The organism is Pseudomonas sp. B21-041 (genome assembly GCF_024748675.1).
Taxonomy (GTDB): domain Bacteria; phylum Pseudomonadota; class Gammaproteobacteria; order Pseudomonadales; family Pseudomonadaceae; genus Aquipseudomonas; species Aquipseudomonas neuropathica.
Genome location: NZ_CP087175.1, coordinates 2,911,571 through 2,933,402 on the forward strand (window position 1 = coordinate 2,911,571; position 21,832 = coordinate 2,933,402).

Sequence of the window (21,832 nt, forward strand, 5' to 3'; positions counted from 1 at the left end):
ATTTAGCCCGGTGGTGCAGGGCAGGCGTGCGCGGCGCCGAAGCACCGCGCACGTCATCCACTCAGTGCGGTGCGCGCTGGATGGTTTTCATCAGGTCTTCGGGGCTGATGTGGCCGACCACGCTGCCCGGTTGCGGCAGGTTGAGGATGTGGCCTTTCATCTTGCCGATGATGTGCATTTCGCACGGCTTGCAATCGAACTTCAGCGTCAGCACTTCATCACCGTGGATCAACTGCATCGGTGCGACTTTGGTGCGTACGCCGGTCACGCCTTTGGCCTGTTTCGGGCACAGGTTGAAGGAGAAACGCAGGCAGTGCTTGGTGATCATCACCGGCACTTCGCCCGGTTCTTCGTGAGCCTCGTACGCGGCGTCGATCAGCTTCACGCCGTGACGGTGATAGAAGTCGCGCGCCTTTTGGTTGTAAACGTTGGCGAGGAACGTCAGGTGCGAATCCGGGTACACCGGTGGCGGACTGGTTTCAGCCTTGCGGCTACCACGCGGGTGCGCGGCGACGCGAGCGGCGGTCAGCGCTTCGATCACTTCACGGCGCAGCGACTTGAGCTGCGAGTTCGGGATGAAGAACGCCTGTGGCGCATCCAGCTTGACGTCGGTGGCGTGGTACTGCGTGGTGCCGAGCTGGCCGAGCAGATCGCGCAATTGCTCCAGCGCTTGCTCAGGCTTGTTGGCCACACCGAACGGACCGGCGAGGGTGACGCTGGCGCTGATGCCTTCTTCACTGGTGGCGGTGACTTCCAGCTGCTCTTCACGCAGGCGTGCGACCCAGCTCAGGGCCACGCGACGCTCCGAAGAGGTCTTCTGCAGTGCCTGTTGCCAGTTGTGATCGAGGTTGCGATTCAGCGGGTGGTTCGGGCGCAGCTTGTACAGGCCTTCCGGCATTTCGTTCGGTTCGACGCGGTAGCGGTAGCGCTTCTCGCCGTCTTCTTCGAACTCGCCTTTGGCTTCGGCGATGTTGGCACGAAAACCGACCACTTCGCGTTTGACCAGCACGTTCAAGCCGTCGCCGTTGGACAGCGGCTCGTGAGTCACGACCTGCATGTCACGTTTGCCGACTTTCTCGACGGTACCAACCGGCAGACCGGTGAAGGTCGGCGAGTCGAAAGCGCCGATGTCGATCTTGCGGTCGGTGACGAAGTAGTCGGTGCTGCCACGGTGGAAGGTTTTTTCCGGGTCAGGCAGGAAGAAGTGCGCGGTGCGACCGCTGGACGCGCGGGCCAGGTCCGGGCGGTCTTCGAGCACGTCGTCGAGGCGCTGGCGGTAATAGGCGGTGATGTTCTTCACATAGCCCATGTCTTTGTAGCGACCTTCGATCTTGAACGAGCGCACACCGGCTTCAACCAGGGCGCGGATGTTGGCGCTCTGGTTGTTGTCTTTCATCGACAGCAGGTGTTTTTCGTAGGCGATCACGCCACCCTTTTCATCTTTGAGGGTGTACGGCAAACGGCAGGCTTGCGAGCAGTCGCCACGGTTGGCGCTGCGCCCGGTCTGCGCGTGGGAAATGTTGCACTGGCCGGAGAAGGCCACGCACAACGCGCCATGGATGAAGAACTCGATGGCGGCGTCGGTTTCGTCGGCGATGGCGCGGATTTCCTGCAGGTTCAGCTCGCGGGCCAATACCAGTTGCGAGAAACCGGCCTGATCGAGGAACTTCGCCCGCTCAAGGGTGCGGATGTCGGTCTGGGTCGAGGCGTGCAGCTCGATCGGCGGAATGTCCAGCTCCATCACGCCCAGATCCTGAACGATCAGCGCATCGACGCCAGCGTCGTACAACTGATGGATCAGCTTGCGGGCCGGCTCCAGTTCGTTGTCGTGCAGGATGGTGTTGATGGTGGTGAAAATTCGCGCGTGATACTTGCGGGCGAATTCCACCAGCTCGGCGATTTCGCTGACTTCGTTGCAGGCGTTGTGGCGCGCGCCGAAGCTCGGGCCGCCGATGTACACGGCGTCGGCGCCGTGCAGGATCGCCTCACGGGCGATGGCGACATCGCGGGCAGGGCTGAGCAATTCCAGGTGATGCTTGGGCAAGGACATAGTTTTTTTAGTCAGGCTGTCACGGTTAGGCGCGCATTCTACCCGTGAAACGCGCGCCCGGCACGCCTGTGCTGCCCGATGGTGAACTTCCACTCCGGACCTGTAGGAGCTGCGGCACGCTGCGATCTTTTGATCTTGAAGCTCAGATCAAAAGATCGCAGCCTCGTTTCACTCGACAGCTCCTACAGGGGCTGGGGTGGTGTGTCAGGCCTTGGCCGCCATCGCAGTGACTTCCACGCGCATGCCTTCAACCGCCAGCGAGGCGACGCCGACTGCGGCACGCACCGGCCATGGCTTGGCAAAGTAGCGCTGGTAAACCTCGTTGAATGCGGCGCGATCCGCCATGTCGGTCAGGTAGATCGTCAAGTGCATCACCCGATCCATCGAGCTGCCGGCACGTTCCAGCGCAACTTTCAGCGCTTGCAGGGTGCATTCGCTTTGCGCGGTGATATCGCCCAGTTCCAAACTGCCGTCGGCACGGGTTGGAATCTGGGTGGAAACCATGATGCCGTTGAATGTGGCAACGTCCGAGGAAATCGAGTCGGCGTCCGGATCGGGGGTGAAGGTGATGTCTTGGTTAGCCATGCTGATCCTTTGATTGAGCGAGTGAAGATGGCCGCAGTTTACAGATACAGCGTCGACATGGCCCGCTCCGTGGCTACAGAGGCCGGTCAGACCGGCTGCGTTGCGGCTTCCGCCGCGATGGCTGCAAGAACGCAGGGGCGGGCGCCGATGCGCTGCATGTAGCTGGCAAGTGCCGGCCAGTCCTGTATGTCGATGGCAAAGGTCGGCAGCCACTTCAGCACGGTGAACAGATAAGCATCGGCGACGCCGAATCTGCTCATCAGATAGTCCCGAGCCGACAGTTGCTGATTCAGGTAGTCGAGGCGCTTGAACAGTGTGTGGCGGAAAATCGTTTTGACCGATTCCGGGATCTGCGCATTGAACAGCGGTGCACTGCCCCCGTGAATTTCCGTACTGATGAAGTTCAGATGTTCCTGCAAGCGCGTGCGCTCCCATGAACCCAAGGGTGGCGCCAGCGTGTTGCCGGGCACCTGATCGAGCAGAAACTGCAGGATCGCCGGCCCTTCCGTCAGTACCTCGCCGTTATCCAGAACCAGCGCTGCAACGTAGCCCTTCGGATTGATCTCACGAAAGTCGCGGCCATCGGCGGTGCGTTTGCTCTGGTTGTTGACGCGAACCAGTTCGAACGGCAAACCCAATTCTCGCAGCACAATGTGCGGGGAAAGCGAACAGGTCATGGGCGCAAAATACAGTTTCATGGCACTTCCTTGCTGAGAGAGAGCGCCAGATTCCATTGCCGAAGCGGCTTCCGCAAAGGTCATTTACGGTGCTAGCGTATGACAAAATCTCATGAGCACTCAGAACCATGACGATCCGACTTCCCTCGCTGAATGGCTTGCGCGCCTTTGAAGCGGTCGCCAGGCACATGAGCTTCACCAAGGCTGCCGAAGAACTCAATGTCACCCAGACCGCTGTCAGTCACCAGATTCGCCGACTCGAAGCCGAGCTGGGCGGGCCACTGTTTTTGCGGCTCAACGAGGGGTTGGTGCTGAGCGAGGACGGGCACGCCTATTTGCCGGGTGTGCGTGCAGCGTTTCATGAACTGCGGTATTCGACTGAGCAGTTGCTCGCGTCTCGCGATAAAAGCGTGCTGACGATCAGTACGCTGGTGTCGTTTGCATCGAAGTGGTTGTTGCCGCGTTTGCCGTCCTTTCAGCAGGCGTTTCCCGCTATTGATGTGCGAATCAGTGCGGCCACTGAGCTGGTCGACTTTCGCAAGGGCACGATTGATGCGGCGATCCGTTATGGGCGCGGCGACTGGAAGGGGTTGTGTGGCGATTTTCTGATGTCCGATGATATTTTCCCGGTATGCAGTCCGGCATTGGCGAAAACGTTGCGAACGCCCGCAGACCTGGCCAATCACGCATTGCTGCAAGTCAGTGGCGCGACGGCCGGTGACTGGAGCGCCTGGTTGCGTGCCGCAGGCCAACCGCCGCAACTTGCAGAAGGCCCGCGCCTGACCTTTGACCTAGCGATGATGGCGGTACAGGCAGCGGTTGACGGGCAGGGTGTGTGCATTGGCCGTTCAACCTATGTCGAGGACGATCTGCGGGCCGGCCGTCTGGTGGCTCCCTTCGATCTGCGCCTTGAGGATGAACTCGGCTTTTATCTGGTAGCGCCCCATGAAACGGCGCAATCGAAGAAGATCGTGGCGTTCAGGACATGGCTGTTGGCACTGTCACCGGGCAAAGACAATTTTGTATAAACGTGTATCAAGTTGCCGCGCAGACACACGCGAACAATAAACCCGGGGTTTACGACACATCAGCCATACACGCGACGCCCAAAGTAGCGGTCACACCACCACTGCGTTTGAGAGGGCAACATCATGCATCGTCCATTGTTACTGGCCAGCGCTGCGCTACTCGCTTCAATCATCGGCGTCGCCCACGCGGCTGACGCGCCAGCCAAGAGCTGGCAACAAGGGTTGAGCCGGACCGATCTGGTGCGCGAGGACCTCGGTGCTGCCGAGCGCGAAGTGATTCAGGCGCGAGTCGATTTCGAACCGGGCGTGACTTCGCCTCGGCATGCGCACCCGGGCGTCGAGGTCGCTTACGTGATCAGCGGCACGTTCGAATATCAACTGGAGGGCAGGGCGCCGGTGACGTTGAAGGCGGGGGATTCGCTGTTCATTCCTGAAGGCGTAGCGCATGTGGCGCGCAATGTCGGTCAGGACAAAGGTTCGGAGCTGGCGACTTACATCGTTAAAAAGGGCGAGCCGTTGCTGATTCTCAAACCGTAGAGCTAACGCGCCGGACCGTTATAAATCATATGCAGTATCAGCAATTCTGCAAAAGCGACCACCATGCAAAATCGGACAAATCCCGCCGTGAAGACTCGGCGGGGTTTTTCGTAGGTGAAGTCGAAACCGAATAGCAGCAACAAAGTGCCGAAGAAGGTTTTTATCGCGCGCATCTGTCTTCATCCTTGGCCCGGCCAATTGGGCACAGCTGATTCATAACATTGGTTCTAGGCACGGCTTCTTAATGAAGCGTCACAATCCGACGACTCTCGCCAATCCTGATTCTGTCCAGGGCCCGGTTCAACGCATCGAGCGCATCGAGCAGGGCTTTGGCCTCGGCCTCTCGACCTTCGCCCCAGAGGCGCTCGGCCATTTTGTTCAACGCCTGGATCGAACGCTCGATGTCTGCGGCGGTGGTTTTGTGTTCAGGGGCCGGTGGTTTCTTCGGCATTCAGGGTTCCTCTGCTGACGGCAAACCACCATACCGCTGCGGCGCCCAACAGCATAGTCAGCAAGGCCAGAATCAGGATCACTCCTTGTGTGCCCACGCTTGTGGCCAGCAGCGCCACCAGCAAACCCGCCAAGGGTTGCGAGAGGTTATTGAGCAAGGTGATCACGCCCACGGTTTTGCCGAAATCCTTGGCCGGAATCACCCGCTGGCGGATGCTGCGCATGTAGATGTTGAACATCTTGTCGAAGCCGACGATCAGCAGGAAACCCACCACATAGCCGGCCAGATTCGGACTCAGTGCACTGATGAGGGCGCCAGCGGCGATCATCGAGTAAGCGAGCCCGCCCAGTAACCGCTGCGGGATTTCAACCCGGGCGAGGAAGAATAGAATCACGATGGTGGTGACCGCGCCGGCAGCCTGCAGTCCGGCATACGCATCTTTGCCGGCGCTGTACTCGCCGATCACCATCGCCGCTGACGTCGCCAGAGTGACGCCGACGATCAGGTTGACCCCGACGGCCAGCAGAATGATTTTTTTCAGCTCCGGCAGTTCACGTATATGCCCGAAAGCGATACGCAGCGGTTGCAGCCAGATGTCTTGATGCTGCTCGAACACTTCCAGAGTGATACGGCTGAGGCGTTGCCAGACCAGCATGCTCAGGTCCGCCAGCAGGAAGAGCCCGGCGACCCACAGCACCACCCAATGCCAGGCCCAGATTTCCAACAAAAGCGCAGCCACCAGTGGCCCGAGAACCAGCCCGGTCTGATCGGCGATCTGCGAATAGGACAAGGTCTTGGTGTAGCTGTAGTGTTGGAAAATGTGTGGCATCAGCACCTCGCGGGCCATGATGCCCTGGGTGGTCAGCACGCCACATAGCGCTGACAGCACGACGACCCAGGCGATACCGCCGAAGAGGGCAAACATTGCCACCGCGATCAGGCAGAGCAGTGCCCGGTAAACCTGGCTGATGTGCAGGATGCGGATGGGCGAAAACTTGTCGCACAAGGCTCCGCACAGCGGAAACGCGAGAAAGCGCGGCAGCGATTCGACGAAAAACGCCAAACCTGCCCAGGAGGCGCTGTTGGTGGTCTGGAACACCACCAATGGCACGATGAACAGCAGGATCTGATCTGCCAGCCGCGACAGAAACAGCGAGGTGAAAAAAGCCAGGTAGTCCTTGCGCAAAATGAAGCTCCCTTTTGTCGACGGTCTGGCCGTTTGGCCAGCCATGCTTCAGTACGCCGAACCTTGGCTGTCGTTGCGATTGTGCCGCTCGTCCCCGCGCAGGTAATGACGGTCGGGCTGTTCGAGTCCATAAACATCACCCGGGCGAATCGGGAAGACATTCCCTTGCATGTCTTCGACTTCCCCGGCAATGCAATAGCATGCCTCCAGATGATTGCGATAGTGCAACAGCGATCCAGGTCGCGGTGTGCGGCGATGGCCTGGACATCGCGGCAGTGACGCTGCAGCGGATTGGCGGCGACCAGCTCCGAGTCGCTCCACCAGACGGCGCACCACCTGCACGCCCTGTTGCGAAGGGCTGAAATTGACACATGGCTACCCTTTGACTCACGCAACCTGGCTGATTGCAGGAAAAAATTTTACGGAGAATTTACGGAGTCTTCAGGGTGGGAATCCGATACTGCGCGGTGCTAATTTGGAACGTTATTGTGATGTCTCTCGCAGCAATTCGGCTTATCGGCTTCATCTTAGGTATTTTTTTGATCACCCTGGCGGTAAGCATGGCTATCCCCATGATCACGCTGGTGGTCTATGAGCGTAGCGACGATCTGTCGGCCTTCCTCTGGGCGAGTCTGATTACCTTCATCTGTGGTCTGCTGTTGATCGTGCGAGGGCGTCCGGATACCGGCAATCTTCGACCGAGGGACATGTACTTGCTGACTACCGCAAGCTGGGTCGTTGTGTGTTCCTTCGCAGCTTTACCAATGGTTTTCATCAGCGATATCAGCTACACCGATGCATTCTTTGAAACGATGTCGGGCATCACAACCACTGGCTCGACTGTACTCACCGGTCTGGATAGCTCATCTCCCGGCTTACTGATCTGGCGTTCCATGCTGCATTGGTTAGGTGGCATCGGTTTTATTGGCATGGCTGTGGCAATTCTTCCACTCTTGCGAGTCGGCGGCATGCGTCTTTTCCAGACAGAGTCCTCGGACTGGTCGGAGAAAGTGACACCACGTTCTCATGTTGCAGCCAAGTACATTCTTTTGCTCTATCTGGGCCTGACGAGTATCGGCACTTTGTCGCTCTGGCTCGCAGGAATGACGCCATTTGAAGCGGTCAACCACGCAATGTCGTTGATCTCTACCGGCGGGTTCTCAACTTCGGACGCCTCCCTTGGGAATTGGAAGCAACCAGCAATTCACTGGGTTGCGGTAGGCATCATGATTCTGGGTAGCCTGCCATTCACCTTGTACGTCGCAACATGTCGGGGTAATCGGCGTGCACTGATCAAGGATCACCAGGTACGCGGGTTTATTGGATTCTTGCTCGTCACGTCGTTGGCTGTAGGTACCTGGCTGTATTTTCACAGCGACTACGGATGGTGGGATGCGTTTCGTGTCGTGGCGGTTAATGTGACCTCGGTCGTCACGACCACTGGAGTTGCGGTTGGCGACTACACCTTGTGGGGCAGCTTCGCTGTTTTGCTGTTTTTCTATTTGACCTTCGTCGGGGGCTGTTCCGGCTCAACGGCAGGCGGGCTAAAAATCTTCCGTTTTCAGGTGGCTGCCGCTCTTCTTGTCAGCAGCTTGAAGCAGTTGATCCATCCTCGCGCCGTGATTCAGAAAAAATACAACGGCCATGCCATCGACGAGGAGATCGTACGCTCGCTGTTGACCTTCTCGTTTTTTTTCACCATCACGATTGCCGCCATCGCTTTGGGTCTGGCTCTAATTGGGCTTGACTGGATAACTGCATTGAGCGGTGCCGCTACGGCGGTGTGTAACGTCGGGCCCGGTTTGGGCACAATCATTGGGCCGGCAGGTAATTTCTCATCACTGCCGGATGCGGCCAAATGGCTACTCACTGTTGGCATGCTTCTGGGCAGGCTGGAAATCCTGACCGTGTTGGTGCTCATAACCCCGGTTTTCTGGAGATATTGACCCAGCCAGTCGCGGGCTGAGACCACTCGCTACGTGAGCCACGCAAACCAGCTTGCCAATCCTCACACGACGGGCGGCCTGTACTTCTATAGCAAGATTTAGTTGTCGTATGGATCGCCGGTATTGGCCGAAAGTAGTCACTCGTGAACGGCAGCAATCAGCCATAAGCGGACGCTTCTGGCCGATTGCGTTTTCGAGTGATTACAAGGGGCTATGCACTCACAAACTGGATTACCGTCTTGCCCTTGCCCTTGCCCTTGCCCTTGCCCTTGCCCTTGCCCTTGCCGCGGCCTTCGGCGACTTGGCGAAATGCCTCGTTGACGTCTGACAGCGCAAAGTGCTGTTGATCCACGCGGATCGTCAGTTGACCCGCATTGGCCAGCGCGGCGGCCTCGCGCAGGATCGCGCCGTGGTGTTCGCGCCCTTTGCCGGTGAGCAGCGGCGCCAGGGTGAAGACGCCTGAGTAGGTTGCACTTTTGAACGACAACGGTGCCAGGCTGTGCTGGCCCCAACCCAGGCAACTCAACACATGCCCGGTATAGGCTTTCACCGCTTTGAATGAAGCATCCAGCGTGCTGCCGCCGACAGTGTCGTAGACAATGTCGAACCCTTCACCCGCTGTGTAGTGCTCGACATAATCCTCAAGGCTCTGTGCCTGATAGTCGATCGCCGTAGCCCCCAGCGAGCGTATGAAGTCGAGACTACCCGCTGAACCGGTGGCGTAGACATCGGCACCGCGAGCCTTGGCAAGTTGCACAGCTACTTGGCCTACACCACCCGCGCCGCCGTGAATCAGCACTCGCTGACCGGTGCGGACATTGGCGCGATCGACCAGACCTTCCCACGCGGTAATGAACACCAAAGGCAATGCGGCCGCCTCACGCATGCTGAGGGTGTGTGGCTTGACAGCGATCAGCCTGGCATCCACGGCGATATACTCGGCCATAGTGCCTTGGGCACCACCGATCCCGCCGGGCATGCCGAAGACTTCCTGGCCTATGGTGAATTCCTCGACCGCTTCGCCCAGTCCAACGACCGTACCGGCGAGATCAAGGCCAAGCACTGCCGGCAGTGCTTGGCGGGCATGAGTCCCTGCGCCGGCGGCAATTTTGGTATCGAGCGGATTGACTCCTGCTGCGTGAACCTTGACCAGTACTTGCCCCGTACCGGGAACAGGGAGATCGATGTGACGGATGGCCAGAGGGGACTGAGCGGACTCGGCGATAGCGGCAAGCATGGAATGATTCATGACGGGAACCTGTGTTGGAGTGGACGCTTACAGATTGCCGCGCTTTAATCATTCCGATAAGAAACGTAATTTGCATATGACTTATTCCACAAAGAGAACTAATCGTCGATGGATCTGTTCGACAGCATGCACATCTTTGTTCGCGTCGTGGAGCGCGGGTCGTTTTCGGCGGTAGCCCGTGAGCTGAACATGGGGCAGCCGGCAGTGAGTAAGCAAGTACGCGCGCTGGAGCAGTATCTGGGTGGGCCATTGTTCGCACGCAGCACCCGGCACCTGGCCCTGACCGACCAAGGTCAACGGTTCTACGACCATTGCCAGGAAATTCTCAGCCACATCGAAACTGCCACGCGTAGCTTTACCAGTGGGCAGGAGCAGATCGCTGGCCCGTTACGAGTCGCCGCCCCGGTCAGTTATGGAAGGTTATGCATCGCGCCGCTCATAGGGACTTTCCTGCAACGCCATCCTGATGTTCGGATTGACCTACGGCTGAGTGACCACAATGAAGACCTGCTCAAAGAAAATATCGATCTGGCTATCCGCATTGGCATGGTGAAGAGCGAGGGATTAGTGGCACTGCCACTGGGCAATAGTCCGCGCCGTGTCTATGCCGCGCCCAGCTATCTGGATCTACACGGCGTGCCACGTGAGCCCAACGAACTGTCAGGTCACAACTGCATCGGCTTCACGTTGCTGGAGCATTACGACCGCTGGCACTTTACGCACATCGCCCAAGAGCTGGATGTAAGTATCCAGGGCAACGTCACGAGTAACAGCAGCGAAGCCATCCGCGAAATGGTTCTTTCCGGCTTGGGTATTTCCCTCTCTCCTGAATGGCTGTTCACCGCTGACGTCGAGCAGGGCAAAGTGAGTACCGTACTCAACAACTATCAGACCAGCGCGTTGCCTGTCAGCGCCGTGCTCAGTCGTGAGCGGCGACGTTCAGCGCGGACGATGGCGTTCATCGATTTTCTACGTGAGCATTTATTGTAGAAGCGCTTTGTCATACGCCGCGCGCTTCTGGCCGAAAGCTGCCTACTGACCGCAGTCAATGCAACCAACGCGCTCTGTGTGGTGTGATTTGACTAGCGCCAACGTCGTGATGTCAGAAGGGTAGGGGTTGCGGAAGTGGCTGAAAAGATGCTGAAACGATACAGAAAGGGAGAGGCAAAATTCCCGAATCCCAGAAACGACAAAGCCCTGAATAATCAGGGCTTTGTCGGTACCAAATATGGCGGAGGCGATGGGATTCGAACTCATGGACCTGTTACAGTCGACGGTTTTCAAGACCGTTGCCTTAAACCACTCGGCCACACCTCCGTTGCGTTGCGGGCGCCATAATACCTGAATGAAACACACTGTCAAACTCTCTGCATGGCTTGTTACAGAGCGTCTGTTATGATCTTTGCGACTGAACGTTTCAAACCAACAGGAGTGTCGCCATGCGCGAACAGGATTACGCAGTTAATAACAGCGTGCAGGCTGAGCAGCTAGAGGTTAGCCGCGTCCTGCGCAACACTTACGGCCTACTGGCTCTGACCCTCGCATTCAGCGGCGTCATGGCTTTCGTTGCCCAGCAGATGCGTGTTGGCTACCCGAACATTTTCGTGGTGCTGATCGGCTTCTACGGACTGTTCTTCCTCACCAACAAACTCCGTGATTCCGCGTGGGGCCTGGTGTCCGCTTTTGCGTTGACCGGTTTCATGGGTTTCCTGCTCGGCCCGATCCTCAACCGTTACCTGGGTATGCAGGGCGGCGCTGAAGTGGTCAGCTCGGCGTTCGCGATGACTGCGCTAGTGTTTGGTGGTCTGTCGGCCTACGTGCTGATTACCCGCAAGGACATGAGCTTCCTCGGTGGTTTCATCACCGCTGGTTTCTTCGTGTTGCTGGGTGCGACGCTGGCGAGCTTCTTCTTCCAGGTCAGCGGCCTGCAACTGGCGATCAGCGCAGGTTTCGTGCTGTTCTCGTCGGTGTGCATCCTGTTCCAGACCAGCGCCATCATCCACGGCGGCGAGCGCAACTACATCATGGCGACCATCAGCCTGTATGTATCGATCTACAACCTGTTCATCAGCTTGTTGCAGATCTTCGGCATCATGAGCCGCGACGACTGATCATTAGTCGTTTCAACAAAAAACCCGCTTCGGCGGGTTTTTTGTTGCTCGCCGAAAAGCGTAGTGGCCTTTTACCTACAAAATGATCTGAAAATAGTGGCGTCTTTTTGGAAATCACCTACACCTAATTACCAAGGAAGAGCAGTAGCCTGATCGACAGGAGTCGGTAACCAGCACCCCTCGTGTAATTCCTGCGTCCCTCGCATTCACTTCCCTTGCTGTTGATCGCCAGGCCTTTTGGTCGAGAGCGACTGTATTCGTTCGTCCAGTGAAAACCGGGAGGTGAACCACGCCAAATGCCATGCACCGTGACCGTATCCCGGCGAACCACCGGGGTCCTGATACCAGAAAAATAATGGAGGCCCTGCCATTGCAGGCGTTGTCCCAATCAAGGAGATCATCGATGAACCAGCCCCAAGGAAAACTGGCTGTACTGGCCGTCACCACCGCGCTGTTCAGCGCGTCAACCTTCGCCGGCGTCTATCCTGACTTCGGCTATCAACCACCTTCCAGCCAATACTCTGGCCCACTGTTTGAGTTGAGCCAGAATTACCCGGCCACAGCGCCGAAAGTACCGCTCCCCGGTTTTTTCAAGAATCTGCCGACCAAGCCAGATAACAATTTTGAGACTTGGCGTGCGTACATGGAGGAAGTCAAAACCTATTGCCTTGATGGCAACGTCGAGGCTGATTGGTACGTGCAGAACAATAAAAAACGCCAGTGGTATCACATGCCGTGGCAGCACTACGGCCCGCTGGGACGCGAAGGGATTCACGGCCTGACCAAAGAGGCGCAGATCCAGGTCAAGCAACTCGCCGCCACGCAGACCGCTACTGGCCAGACATACGCGGTGGGCATCTATAACGACATCGGTGCGTATACCATCGGAGAGGTCTGGAAAGACCCGAACAACCCTGATCCGAAATACACATCGGCGCCCAACAGCTTCCCCGACGGCACCGTAGTCTGCAAAGCCCTGTTCGCCGATATCGATCGCAGCACCGTGCCGTTCCTGGTGAACCCGGTGTTGTGGAAGGGCTACGTCACCGAGACGTTCACCTCGGCCAATCGCAAGGTCAAGGATGTCGCCTTGATCCAGATGGACATCGCCGTGCGCGATAAGCGCATGAGCGCCACTGGCTGGATCTTCGGCACCTTTCAGTACAACGGCGCGAAAACCGGCAAGCCTGGCTGGGACAACCTCGTTCCGGTAGGGATCATGTGGGGTAACGATCCGGAAGAAATCGGCAACGACTTCACCAACCCGCAACCGACGCAGACCAAGATCAACCCCGCGTTGCAACAGACCGCGATCAACGCCAAGACCCAGGAGTTGCCACCCACCCATCTGGGCTGGAACGGTCGCCTCAATGGTCCGGTGGACAACCCCAACAGTTCCTGCCTGAGCTGCCATGCGACCGCCGAAACGCCGCAAGTGGCGATCATGAATCCAACGTTCCAGGCCAATGCGCCGAAGCCGGGTTCGCCTGAATGGATGAAGTGGTTCCAGAACATTCCGGCCGGCCATGCTTTCACGCCGGGCACTCAAAGCACTGACTACAGCCTGCAGTTGTCCGGCGGCCTGGTGAATTACTTCGAGTGGAAATGCGACATGAGCGGCATCTACGCCGACGGCAAGAACGCGTGCAGCAAAGCGTCGGACATGAAACTGAAAATGCTCAATTCCACCAATAACGCCACGCCGCAGCCGTTGCAGAAAGTCATTCGTGACCCGAGCCTGCAGCAACTGCTGGAGTAAGAAGCGCAAAGCCTGCGCACGTTTCGGCGTGCGCAGGCTTTTTCAGTTGATCACGATGCTGCCGTCAGTCTGCTGTTTGTAAATGGTGTAAGGCAACAACAACGTGTCGAGCACCCCGGACGCCACAGCATCAATCGCCCAGCCGGGCAGGGCGGCGTTGTATTTGTTACCCTCGTCTATCGGCGCATGCAGACTGCAGAAGTCATACATCACGCCGCTGTAGATTCTCGGCACCGCCCCGCAATAGGATTTGTTCGATCTCAAATCGTCCACGGCGACCTGGTCGTCGCGCATGACCGTTTGCACTGTCCCGCAACCACTCAACACTAATGCGCTTAGCATCATTGCCTGAACTTTCATACCGCCAATCCTTCGTCGGAAAAACCTCAATCTACGTCAAACGTGTTGAAAAAGCACTTAGGCCATCGGTGGCAAACGGCGCTTGACCGGCGTCTTCTTGACGATCGCAGTATTGGTTTCCGCAAGGGTATTGAGGCGGTCGAGCAGGGTGTCCAGTTGTTCCATCGAGCGCACATGCAGGCGAGCGATGAAGCAGTCCTCGCCGGTGACCTTGTCGCACTCGGTGAACTCGGGAATCGCCAGAATCTGCCGCTCCACCTCCTGCAGTTGTCCCGGCAGCGGCCGAACCCGGACGATAGCCTGCAACTGATAGCCGAAACACTTCGGATCGATCTCCACGGTGTAGCCCCTGAGCACGCCGCGTTCCTCCAGCCGGCGCAAGCGTTCGGCCACACTCGGCGACGACAAGCCGCTGATCTGCGCCAGCGCCTTGAGCGAACGCCGCGAATCCTCCATCAATGCGCCGATGAGGATCTGATCAATGTCATCAGTCATAAAAACTCCAGTATTAGGCGATTGATGAAAACCACCCGCGATAAAAAAGGCAGATTACGAGTTTAGCCTGCTTTTTGCTCTGGAGCGCCGCCGGGACGCCTTGGCATACTTTGTTCAATTGTTGAGGAGATTGATGATGGACAAGACCCTGCGGCGCGGCTCATTCGAAATGACCGCCGCCATGCTGATATCCGGGACGATCGGCTGGTTCGTGCTGGTCTCCGGGCAACCGGTGCTCGACGTGGTGTTCTGGCGCTGCGTGTTCGGCGCCGGCACCTTGTTGTTGATCTGCGCGGTATTCGGCTTCCTGCGCCCGGGCATTCTGACTCGAACCACCTTCCTGCTTGCAGTGCTCAGCGGGATGGCGATTGTCGGTAACTGGGTGTTGTTGTTTGCCTCCTATTCAAGGGCTTCGATTGCCATCGGCACGGCGGTGTACAACGTGCAGCCGTTCATGCTGGTCGGTTTGGCGGCGCTGTTTCTTGGCGAGAAAATCACCTTGCAAAAGCTGTTCTGGCTGGCGATTTCGTTCATGGGCATGTTGGCGATTGTCAGTGCCCATGGCACCCAGAGTGAAAGCGGCAATGACTATCTGATGGGCATTGCGCTGGCCTTGGGTGCGGCGTTTCTCTATGCGATTGCCGCGTTGATCATCAAGCGCCTGACCGGCACGCCGCCGCATCTGATTGCGTTGATTCAAGTCTGCACCGGGGGTCTGTTGCTGGCGCCATTTGCGCATTTCAGCGCGTTGCCGCATGAGCCGAGTGCCTGGGCCAGCCTGGTCACATTGGGCATCGTCCACACCGGTCTGATGTATGTGTTGCTGTACGGCGCCATCCAGAAATTGCCGACCGCATTGACCGGTGCACTGTCGTTCATCTACCCGATCGCGGCGATCTTCGTCGATTGGTTTGCGTTCGGCCATCGTCTGGAAATCCTGCAATGGCTCGGCGTGGCCGCGATTCTGTTGGCCGCCGCCGGTATGCAACAAGGCTGGGGCCTGAAGTCCCGGCGGCTGGCTGCGCAGTAACCTTCAAATGTTCCAGCGCGGCGCGGTTTTCGCCAGGCGCTGGCGCATCTCGCCGATGTTCGCTGCCAGTTGCCGGGTCAACAGTCGGTAGCCATCCAGCGTGCTGTAAACCGGCGCATCGAGGTTGGCTTCCGGCAACTCGAGCGGCTTGTCCAGGCGTTGCGAAGCGCCGGTTTTCAGCGCCCGGGCCATGCCGATCAGTTGCACGCGAATCTGCCGGTGCTCGGCCTTCAGCGCTGATTGCAGATGCGCCATGGCTTCTGGGTCGTTGGCATCCGGTCGCGTGTTGCCAAGGATCTCCAGTGTGCTGATGCACATGCGCAGGTTGCGCTGGATCGCATCGAGTTCGGTCATGGAAATCTTCACTTCCTTGGACACCGAAGGCATCAGTGAGCGCAATTGCACCATCACCGCGCCGAGTCGCCCCATCAATTTCAAATGCTCATCGGCGCTGACGGGTTGGCCGCTGATGATTCGCCCATACACGGTGGCGCAATCACGCAGGGCATCGGCGAGGTTGTAGCGCCACGAGTACACCGCGTACAGCGGCAGGGCGAAAGAGAAGGCCAGGGCGAGGGCGATGCCGATCAGAATATCGACCCCGCGCCATAAACCGTCGGTGATCGGGTTGTCACCATGCCCGGCGACAATGAACACGGTGATAGCCGAGAGCAGGGCGGTATAACCCCCTTTGCCAATCGCGTGGTAAGAGAAGAAACCGCAGACCACCGCCATCGCAAAATACGTCAGCCACGGCATGCCGAGCCACGCCTGCTGTGCCACCAGCAGCAAACCGACACCGGCGCCGATCAAGGTGCCGGTGGCGCGTTCGGCGGCTTTTTTGCCGATGTTGCCGTGGTGCTGTAAACCGCCGATCACCACCAGCATGGTCACCGAGGCCCATTCACCGTGGGGCAGATTGATGCCGGTGGTCAGCAGGATTGTCGCCAGCAAGCCGAGGGCAACGCGCACCGCATGGATCAGCCGCGCGTGCCGGTAACGTCGATAAGGATCAAGCAACGGACGCAGGACACGGCGCAGCAAGGGCGGAAGTCGATGGGTGCTGTAAGTACTCAGTGCGGGCCTCTCGTGATTGGACTTCAGGTCAATGGAAAGGAAAAATGTAATTCATCCATGCTGCCATACGCAGGAGGATTTTGCGCATCGTGCCAATGTGATGGAAGTGTTGACTGTACAACGCGGCCTGCCCGTAAGCACCGCCCGGCATCAGCTTGCTGTACTGGGCGAAGGCCGGATCGGTGATTTCGATGATCACTGGCACACGCCCGGCCGGCGGTGAACCGGTATAGCCGATCAGGGTGCCGGAAGGTTGTACCTGACCTTCGGCAATCACCCCGATGACGTTTTTCACCCGGCCAGCGAACACCTTGCCGGGAATGCCATCGAACGCGACTTCTGCTTCATCGCCGACGGTCAGGCGCAACAGGCTGTTCTGGCGCATCCACGCGGCAAAGTATTGGCCCTCTTCTGGAATGAACACCATCGATGGACGCAGCGGCAACTTGCTCGCCATCATCCCCGGCCGTAACGAGACATGGGTAACGAACCCTTTGCTCGGTGCGCGGACGGTGGTGTTGTCCAGCTCGAACTGGGCGTTGTCCAGCTGCGCCTGCAGATCATCGGTGCGGGAGATGGCCGCATCCAATTCACGCTGGGTGCCGAAGTTGCGCCGGATCAGTTCAGTGATCCGGTAGCGATCGCCTTTGGCTGCGATCAATTGCGCCTTGAGGGATTTCACCCGGTTGGCAAACGGCGTGGGGTCGATGCGAAACAGCACGTCGCCTTTTTCCAGCGGCTCGTTACCCTTCACCGGCACGTCGATCACCTGGCCGCTGACGATGGGGATGACCGGCACGGAAACGAAGTAAGTGCGCGCCACCTCAGAGTAGGGATGGTTGTAGTTCATGGTGAAAATCAAGGCGCCGATCATCAGGATGCCGCCCAGTACAGCGGTGGGCACCGTCCATTTGTTCAGCGGGATACGGAAGATCTTGAACACTGCGACGCAAATCGCGGCGTAAGTCAGGATAAGGAGCAGATCCATGGTGTTCAGCCCTCCCGGTTGTTGGGAGCAGTGGCATTCAGCGCTTCGAGTCGTTCGAGGCGTCCTTGCAGTTCGACCACCTGTTGCTCCAGGCGAACGACATGGTTTTGCACGGATTTACCGTCACCGAAGCCCCAGCCGCGATCTTCTCGATAGGCCATCGCCCAGATCCACAGGAAGGGCCAAAGCGCATGCAGCGTGAACAGACTGACCCAGCCAGTGGCATGGATCGCATCCTGATGCGGGTGGTTACGATGAACGGCAATCTCATAGGGGATGTCGTGCAACATGATGATCCCGTAAAACAGTACGAGCCCGGCAAACACCAAAACCCCTAGCGCAAAGTAATCCAGCATGGTCAAGCTCCCGGCATCCAGCACAGTGCTGGCATCAGTGTAGCCACTGATTTGCCGGGCGCTTGGCGACTTTGGATCAGAAGCGGTTGCCGTCGCCTTTTTGCTTATTCACGATCCGCGTGACAGTTGATCAGAAGATGTAATCGGTGGTCAGGAAGCTCGAATCACGCCCGCGAATGATCTCGCTGATCAGATCCTTGTTGCTGTCCTGGAACTTGGTCGCCACCAGCGTACGGATCGAGAACACCCGCAACGCATCGTGCACCGACAGCGTACCTTCCGCCGAATTCTTGCGGCCATTGAACGGGTAAGTGTCCGGCCCGCGCTGGCATTGCGCGTTGAGGTTGATCCGCCCGACCTGGTTGGCGAAGGTGTCAACCAGACGACCGACCGCCACCGGGTTGGTGCCGAAGATGCTCAACTGCTGGCCGAAGTCCGACTCCAGCACGTAGTCGATCACGGTATCGAGATGGCGGTACGGCACAATCGGCACCACCGGGCCGAATTGCTCTTCCTGGTAGACGCGCATCTGCGGATTTACCGGGTAGAGCACCGCCGGATAGAAGAACGATTCGCGGGATTCGCCACCATTGGGGTTGACCACTTCGGCGCCCTTGCTGCGCGCATCCGCTACCAGACCGTGCAGATAATCGACCTTGCCCGACTCCGGCAGCGGCGTCAGCGACACGCCGCTGTCCCACGGCATGCCCGGTTTCAGCGTGGCCAGTTTAGCGTTGAATTTTTCGATGAAGCTATCGACCACATCCTCGTGCACGAAGAGGATTTTCAGCGCGGTGCAGCGCTGACCGTTGAACGACAGTGAGCCGGTGACCGCTTCGCTGACGGCGTTGTCGAGATCGACTTCCGGTAAAACGATCCCCGGATTTTTCGCATCCAGACCCAGCGCGGCGCGCAAACGGTGTGGTTTTGGGTGGAGTTTTTTCAGGTCGCTGGCGGCTTTGTTGGTGCCGATGAAGGCGAAGATGTCGATCTTGCCGCTGGCCATCAGCGCGCTGACGGTTTCGCGGCCACTGCCGTAAATCACGTTGATGACGCCGGTGGGAAAGCTGTCGCGGAAGGCTTCGAGCAACGGGCGGATCAGCAACACGCCGAGCTTGGCCGGTTTGAACACCACGGTGTTGCCCATGATCAGTGCCGGGATCAGCGTGGTGAAGGTTTCGTTCAGCGGATAGTTGTAAGGGCCCATGCACAAGGCGACGCCGAGCGGTACGCGGCGGATCTGCCCGAGGGTGTCCTGTTCCAGCTCGAAACGGCTGGAGCGGCGATCCAGTTCCTTGAGCGCATTAATGGTGTCGACGATGTAGTCGCAGGTGCGGTCGAACTCTTTTTCCGAGTCCTTGAGGTTCTTGCCGATTTCCCACATCAGCAGCTTCACCACCGCATCGCGCTGTTGGCGCATGCGGCCGAGGAAGGCTTCGACGTGCTGGATGCGCTCGGCTACGCGCATGGTCGGCCACAGGCCCTGGCCCCGGTCGTAGGCACGCACAGCGGCGTCGAGGGCAGTGAGCGCGGTGTCGGCGTCGAGCAGCGGCGTGCTGCCGAGGATGACTTGTTCGTCGCCGTTATCGCCCTTGAGATAAACCGGACTGCGCACCGTGGCGAGCGGGCCGTCCCAGCGGCGCAACTGGCCGTCGACCAGGTATTCGCGTTGCTCGACCTGAGCGTCGAGGCGGTATTTTTCCGGGATGTCGCTGACAGAAGGGAACAGGTTGCCAAGGATGTTTGCTGTGGTCATGTCGCTACCCCGTGTTGATGTCCGTATGCAGATCAAAAAGCCTTCACAGGTTATACGCCTGAATGCGCCGGAATTTAAACCCGCAAATGTCACCCGAATGTCACGCAAAGGCGCAAAACAGAGCGGGCTGGCAACACCGCGAACTCTGTGGGAGCTGGCTTGCCAGCGATGTGGCCGGTACTTTCAACATCTTCATTGCCTGACACACCGCTATCGCTGGCAAGCCAGCTCCCACAGGGTTTTGTGTCTATAGCCGATCCCGAGGCGAGTCCTGGCTGGCCCCGTTTGCCCCCCTCACTGTCCTGCAATGCCCTCAACCCGCTGCAGCCGCTGCCTTAAGGTGTGGGCATAACAACAAGCGAGACTTCTATGCGGTCAATCCGACTCACTCTGCTGCTGGCGTTGTTCATGGCGCTGCCTGGCTGCGGCGAAGATCCCAAACCCCCGGCCAGCGTCAATAGCAACGCCATGCCCAACGACCCGGCACTGGCGCAGATCTACGCCAACAGCTGCCAGCTCTGCCACGCCAATCCCGCCGCCAACGCACCGCTCACCGGTGATCACAAAGCCTGGGAACCGCGCATCCAGCAAGGCACCGACACGCTGCTCGACCACGCCATCAACGGCTATAACGGCATGCCGCCGATGGGCCAGTGCGTCGAATGTTCGGAAGAGCAATTCCTGCAACTGATCGGCTTCATGGCCGACCAGCCGCTCCCACAATAAGGTGCCCGGCATGACGATGGATCTGACACGGCGTCAGTTGTTGCAACGGGCAAGCATCGTCGGCGCGTTCAGTGCGTTGGCGAGTCATCCGGCGTTGGGTCAATTGCTGCGCGCGCCACGGCTGATTCCGTGGCGCAACTGGTCGGGCGGGCAGAGTTGCTTGCCGGCGGCGCGGCTGGCGCCGAAAAATCTCGATGAACTGACAGCCGTCATCAAACAAGCGCAAGGCAAGATTCGTCCGGTCGGCTCGGCGCATTCGTTCAGTGCATTGGTGCCTACCGACGGCACGCTGTTGTCGCTGAGCTATTTCAGCGGACTGCTCGATCACGATGCGAAAACCCTGCAAGCCGAATTCGCCGCCGGCACGCCCATGTCACGCATGGGCCAGCCACTGAAAGACATCGGCCAGGCCCTGCAGAACATGGCCGATATCGATTACCAGACCCTGGCCGGGGCCATTGCCACCTCGACCCACGGCACAGGGAAAAACTTCCAATCCTACTCGGCCCACGTCTGCGGACTGCAATTGGTCACGGCCAATGGCGAGGTGCTCGACTGCGACAGCCAGCGCCACCCCGAAGTATTCAACGCCGCCCGCGTCTCCCTCGGTGCGCTCGGTGTCGCCACTAAAATCCGTCTGCAAAACCGCCAGGCATACCGCCTAAGCGAACGCCAGTGGATCGCCAAGACCGAGGAACTGCTCGAAGACCTCGACAAGAACACCCGTGAAAACCAGCACTGGGAAATGCTCGTCGTCACGCATTCCGACTACGCCTTGTCCATCGCCCTCAACGAAACCGACGATCCGGCGACGCCGCCGATCAGCCCGGAAGAAGAGGGCGGCAACGAGTTCGTCACCCTGATCGAGAAGATCGACAAATACGGCAGCGACTTTCCCGACCTGCGCCGCACGCTGCTCAACAGCCTGCGCCATCTGGCCAGTTTCGATGACCGCGTCGGCGACTCCTTCGACATCTACGCCAATGTGCGCACAGTGCGGTTCAACGAAATGGAGTATTCAGTGCCTGCCGAACACGGACCGGCCTGCCTGCGCGAAATCCTCAAGCTGATTCAGGATAAGGACCTGCGCACTTGGTTTCCCATCGAGTACCGCTACGTCAAGGCGGATAACATTGCGCTGAGTATGTTCGAGGGCCGCGACAGCTGTTCGATCTCGGTACACCAGCATTACCAGATGGATCATCACAACTTCTTCGCGGCGGTCGAGCCGATCTTCTGGAAGTACAACGGCCGGCCGCATTGGGGCAAGTTGCACTCGCTCAACGCGAAGAACCTGCAACCGCTGTATCCGCGCTGGCGTGAATTTATCGACGTGCGTCAGGCGCTGGATCCGAGTGGACGGTTTCTCAATGCGCATCTGGCGTCGATATTGGGGGTGAGCTGATGGCGGTCAATCGGCGCAATTTTCTGCTCGGCACGTTGGGTGGCGGTGCTTTGTTGGTCG

The 21,832-nt window shown here is 58.5% G+C and carries 23 protein-coding genes and 1 tRNA gene; 9 read left to right on the forward strand and 15 right to left on the reverse strand.

Going from position 1 to position 21,832, the window contains the following annotated elements:
• Positions 1–61: 61 nt before the first annotated feature.
• The 3 genes from LOY43_RS12995 to gstA all read right to left on the reverse strand — a co-directional run bounded on the left by LOY43_RS12995 (position 62) and on the right by gstA (position 3,333).
• Positions 62–2,050 carry a U32 family peptidase gene (locus LOY43_RS12995; RefSeq protein WP_258709793.1) on the reverse strand — a complete coding sequence of 663 codons (1,989 nt, stop codon included), beginning with the start codon at positions 2,048–2,050 and terminating at the stop codon, positions 62–64.
• A 204-nt stretch (positions 2,051–2,254) separates the two neighbouring features.
• Complete coding sequence (locus LOY43_RS13000) at positions 2,255–2,635, reverse strand: RidA family protein (RefSeq protein ID WP_258709794.1); 381 nt, start codon at positions 2,633–2,635, stop codon at positions 2,255–2,257.
• Between the two features lie 86 nt (positions 2,636–2,721).
• Positions 2,722–3,333, reverse strand: a complete 612-nt coding sequence (gstA, locus tag LOY43_RS13005; protein WP_258709795.1) for a glutathione transferase GstA — start codon at positions 3,331–3,333, stop codon at positions 2,722–2,724.
• Positions 3,334–3,440: 107 nt separating this feature from the next.
• On the opposite strand from gstA, the gene LOY43_RS13010 reads away from it, so the two are divergent.
• The gene (locus tag LOY43_RS13010; protein ID WP_258709796.1) at positions 3,441–4,340 is read left to right on the forward strand and encodes a transcriptional regulator GcvA; all 900 of its coding nucleotides are present in this window, start codon (positions 3,441–3,443) and stop codon (positions 4,338–4,340) included.
• A gap of 123 nt (positions 4,341–4,463) precedes the next feature.
• Positions 4,464–4,877: a cupin domain-containing protein gene (locus LOY43_RS13015; protein WP_095050676.1), complete on the forward strand. Its 414-nt coding sequence runs from the start codon at positions 4,464–4,466 to the stop codon at positions 4,875–4,877.
• Positions 4,878–4,879: 2 nt separating this feature from the next.
• Here LOY43_RS13015 and LOY43_RS13020 read toward each other — a convergent pair whose 3' ends face one another.
• The 4 genes from LOY43_RS13020 to LOY43_RS13035 all read right to left on the reverse strand — a co-directional run bounded on the left by LOY43_RS13020 (position 4,880) and on the right by LOY43_RS13035 (position 6,742).
• The gene (locus LOY43_RS13020) at positions 4,880–5,050 is read right to left on the reverse strand and encodes a hypothetical protein (RefSeq protein ID WP_258709797.1); all 171 of its coding nucleotides are present in this window, start codon (positions 5,048–5,050) and stop codon (positions 4,880–4,882) included.
• A gap of 68 nt (positions 5,051–5,118) precedes the next feature.
• On the reverse strand, positions 5,119–5,328 hold the full coding sequence (locus LOY43_RS13025; RefSeq protein WP_095050677.1) for a hypothetical protein: 210 nt from the start codon (positions 5,326–5,328) through the stop codon (positions 5,119–5,121).
• Positions 5,303–6,514 (reverse strand): MFS transporter, encoded by a 1,212-nt coding sequence (locus LOY43_RS13030; protein WP_258709798.1) that lies wholly within the window; start codon positions 6,512–6,514, stop codon positions 5,303–5,305. Before LOY43_RS13030 ends, LOY43_RS13025 begins: the two co-directional genes overlap by 26 nt.
• Before the next feature lie 48 nt (positions 6,515–6,562).
• Positions 6,563–6,742 (reverse strand): ectoine synthase, encoded by a 180-nt coding sequence (locus LOY43_RS13035; RefSeq protein ID WP_258709799.1) that lies wholly within the window; start codon positions 6,740–6,742, stop codon positions 6,563–6,565.
• 263 nt (positions 6,743–7,005) lie between these two features.
• Between LOY43_RS13035 and LOY43_RS13040 the strand changes: the two genes are divergently transcribed.
• Positions 7,006–8,460, forward strand: a complete 1,455-nt coding sequence (locus tag LOY43_RS13040; protein ID WP_258709800.1) for a TrkH family potassium uptake protein — start codon at positions 7,006–7,008, stop codon at positions 8,458–8,460.
• A gap of 211 nt (positions 8,461–8,671) precedes the next feature.
• Here LOY43_RS13040 and LOY43_RS13045 read toward each other — a convergent pair whose 3' ends face one another.
• Positions 8,672–9,709 carry a zinc-dependent alcohol dehydrogenase family protein gene (locus LOY43_RS13045; protein WP_258709801.1) on the reverse strand — a complete coding sequence of 346 codons (1,038 nt, stop codon included), beginning with the start codon at positions 9,707–9,709 and terminating at the stop codon, positions 8,672–8,674.
• 108 nt (positions 9,710–9,817) lie between these two features.
• Between LOY43_RS13045 and LOY43_RS13050 the strand changes: the two genes are divergently transcribed.
• Positions 9,818–10,699: a LysR family transcriptional regulator gene (locus LOY43_RS13050; RefSeq protein WP_258709802.1), complete on the forward strand. Its 882-nt coding sequence runs from the start codon at positions 9,818–9,820 to the stop codon at positions 10,697–10,699.
• Between the two features lie 239 nt (positions 10,700–10,938).
• Here the strand turns inward: LOY43_RS13050 and LOY43_RS13055 are convergent.
• Positions 10,939–11,026, reverse strand: a tRNA-Ser gene (locus tag LOY43_RS13055).
• Between the two features lie 122 nt (positions 11,027–11,148).
• On the opposite strand from LOY43_RS13055, the gene LOY43_RS13060 reads away from it, so the two are divergent.
• The gene (locus tag LOY43_RS13060; RefSeq protein WP_007915443.1) at positions 11,149–11,820 is read left to right on the forward strand and encodes a Bax inhibitor-1/YccA family protein; all 672 of its coding nucleotides are present in this window, start codon (positions 11,149–11,151) and stop codon (positions 11,818–11,820) included.
• 403 nt (positions 11,821–12,223) lie between these two features.
• Positions 12,224–13,579: a hypothetical protein gene (locus tag LOY43_RS13065; RefSeq protein ID WP_258709803.1), complete on the forward strand. Its 1,356-nt coding sequence runs from the start codon at positions 12,224–12,226 to the stop codon at positions 13,577–13,579.
• A 42-nt stretch (positions 13,580–13,621) separates the two neighbouring features.
• Here the strand turns inward: LOY43_RS13065 and LOY43_RS13070 are convergent, their stop codons facing one another.
• Both LOY43_RS13070 and LOY43_RS13075 read right to left on the reverse strand, forming a co-directional pair.
• Complete coding sequence (locus tag LOY43_RS13070; protein ID WP_095126568.1) at positions 13,622–13,939, reverse strand: YceK/YidQ family lipoprotein; 318 nt, start codon at positions 13,937–13,939, stop codon at positions 13,622–13,624.
• A gap of 57 nt (positions 13,940–13,996) precedes the next feature.
• Complete coding sequence (locus LOY43_RS13075; protein WP_095126569.1) at positions 13,997–14,434, reverse strand: Lrp/AsnC family transcriptional regulator; 438 nt, start codon at positions 14,432–14,434, stop codon at positions 13,997–13,999.
• Between the two features lie 136 nt (positions 14,435–14,570).
• Here LOY43_RS13075 and LOY43_RS13080 point away from each other — a divergent pair, with 136 nt between their 5' ends.
• Entirely contained in the window at positions 14,571–15,464 is an 894-nt protein-coding gene (locus tag LOY43_RS13080) for a DMT family transporter (RefSeq protein ID WP_258709804.1), read from the forward strand.
• 3 nt (positions 15,465–15,467) lie between these two features.
• Here LOY43_RS13080 and LOY43_RS13085 read toward each other — a convergent pair whose 3' ends face one another.
• The 4 genes from LOY43_RS13085 to LOY43_RS13100 form a co-directional block, all read right to left on the reverse strand.
• Complete coding sequence (locus LOY43_RS13085; protein ID WP_258709805.1) at positions 15,468–16,508, reverse strand: FUSC family protein; 1,041 nt, start codon at positions 16,506–16,508, stop codon at positions 15,468–15,470.
• A gap of 61 nt (positions 16,509–16,569) precedes the next feature.
• Entirely contained in the window at positions 16,570–17,529 is a 960-nt protein-coding gene (locus tag LOY43_RS13090; RefSeq protein ID WP_095050690.1) for an HlyD family secretion protein, read from the reverse strand.
• Between the two features lie 5 nt (positions 17,530–17,534).
• Positions 17,535–17,885 (reverse strand): DUF3302 domain-containing protein, encoded by a 351-nt coding sequence (locus tag LOY43_RS13095; protein ID WP_258709806.1) that lies wholly within the window; start codon positions 17,883–17,885, stop codon positions 17,535–17,537.
• 130 nt (positions 17,886–18,015) lie between these two features.
• On the reverse strand, positions 18,016–19,641 hold the full coding sequence (locus LOY43_RS13100; RefSeq protein WP_007915458.1) for an NADP-dependent glyceraldehyde-3-phosphate dehydrogenase: 1,626 nt from the start codon (positions 19,639–19,641) through the stop codon (positions 18,016–18,018).
• 369 nt (positions 19,642–20,010) lie between these two features.
• On the opposite strand from LOY43_RS13100, the gene LOY43_RS13105 reads away from it, so the two are divergent.
• Complete coding sequence (locus LOY43_RS13105; protein ID WP_258709807.1) at positions 20,011–20,367, forward strand: cytochrome c5 family protein; 357 nt, start codon at positions 20,011–20,013, stop codon at positions 20,365–20,367.
• Positions 20,368–20,443: 76 nt separating this feature from the next.
• On the forward strand, positions 20,444–21,772 hold the full coding sequence (locus tag LOY43_RS13110) for a D-arabinono-1,4-lactone oxidase (RefSeq protein ID WP_258709928.1): 1,329 nt from the start codon (positions 20,444–20,446) through the stop codon (positions 21,770–21,772).
• Positions 21,773–21,832: the final 60 nt, after the last annotated feature.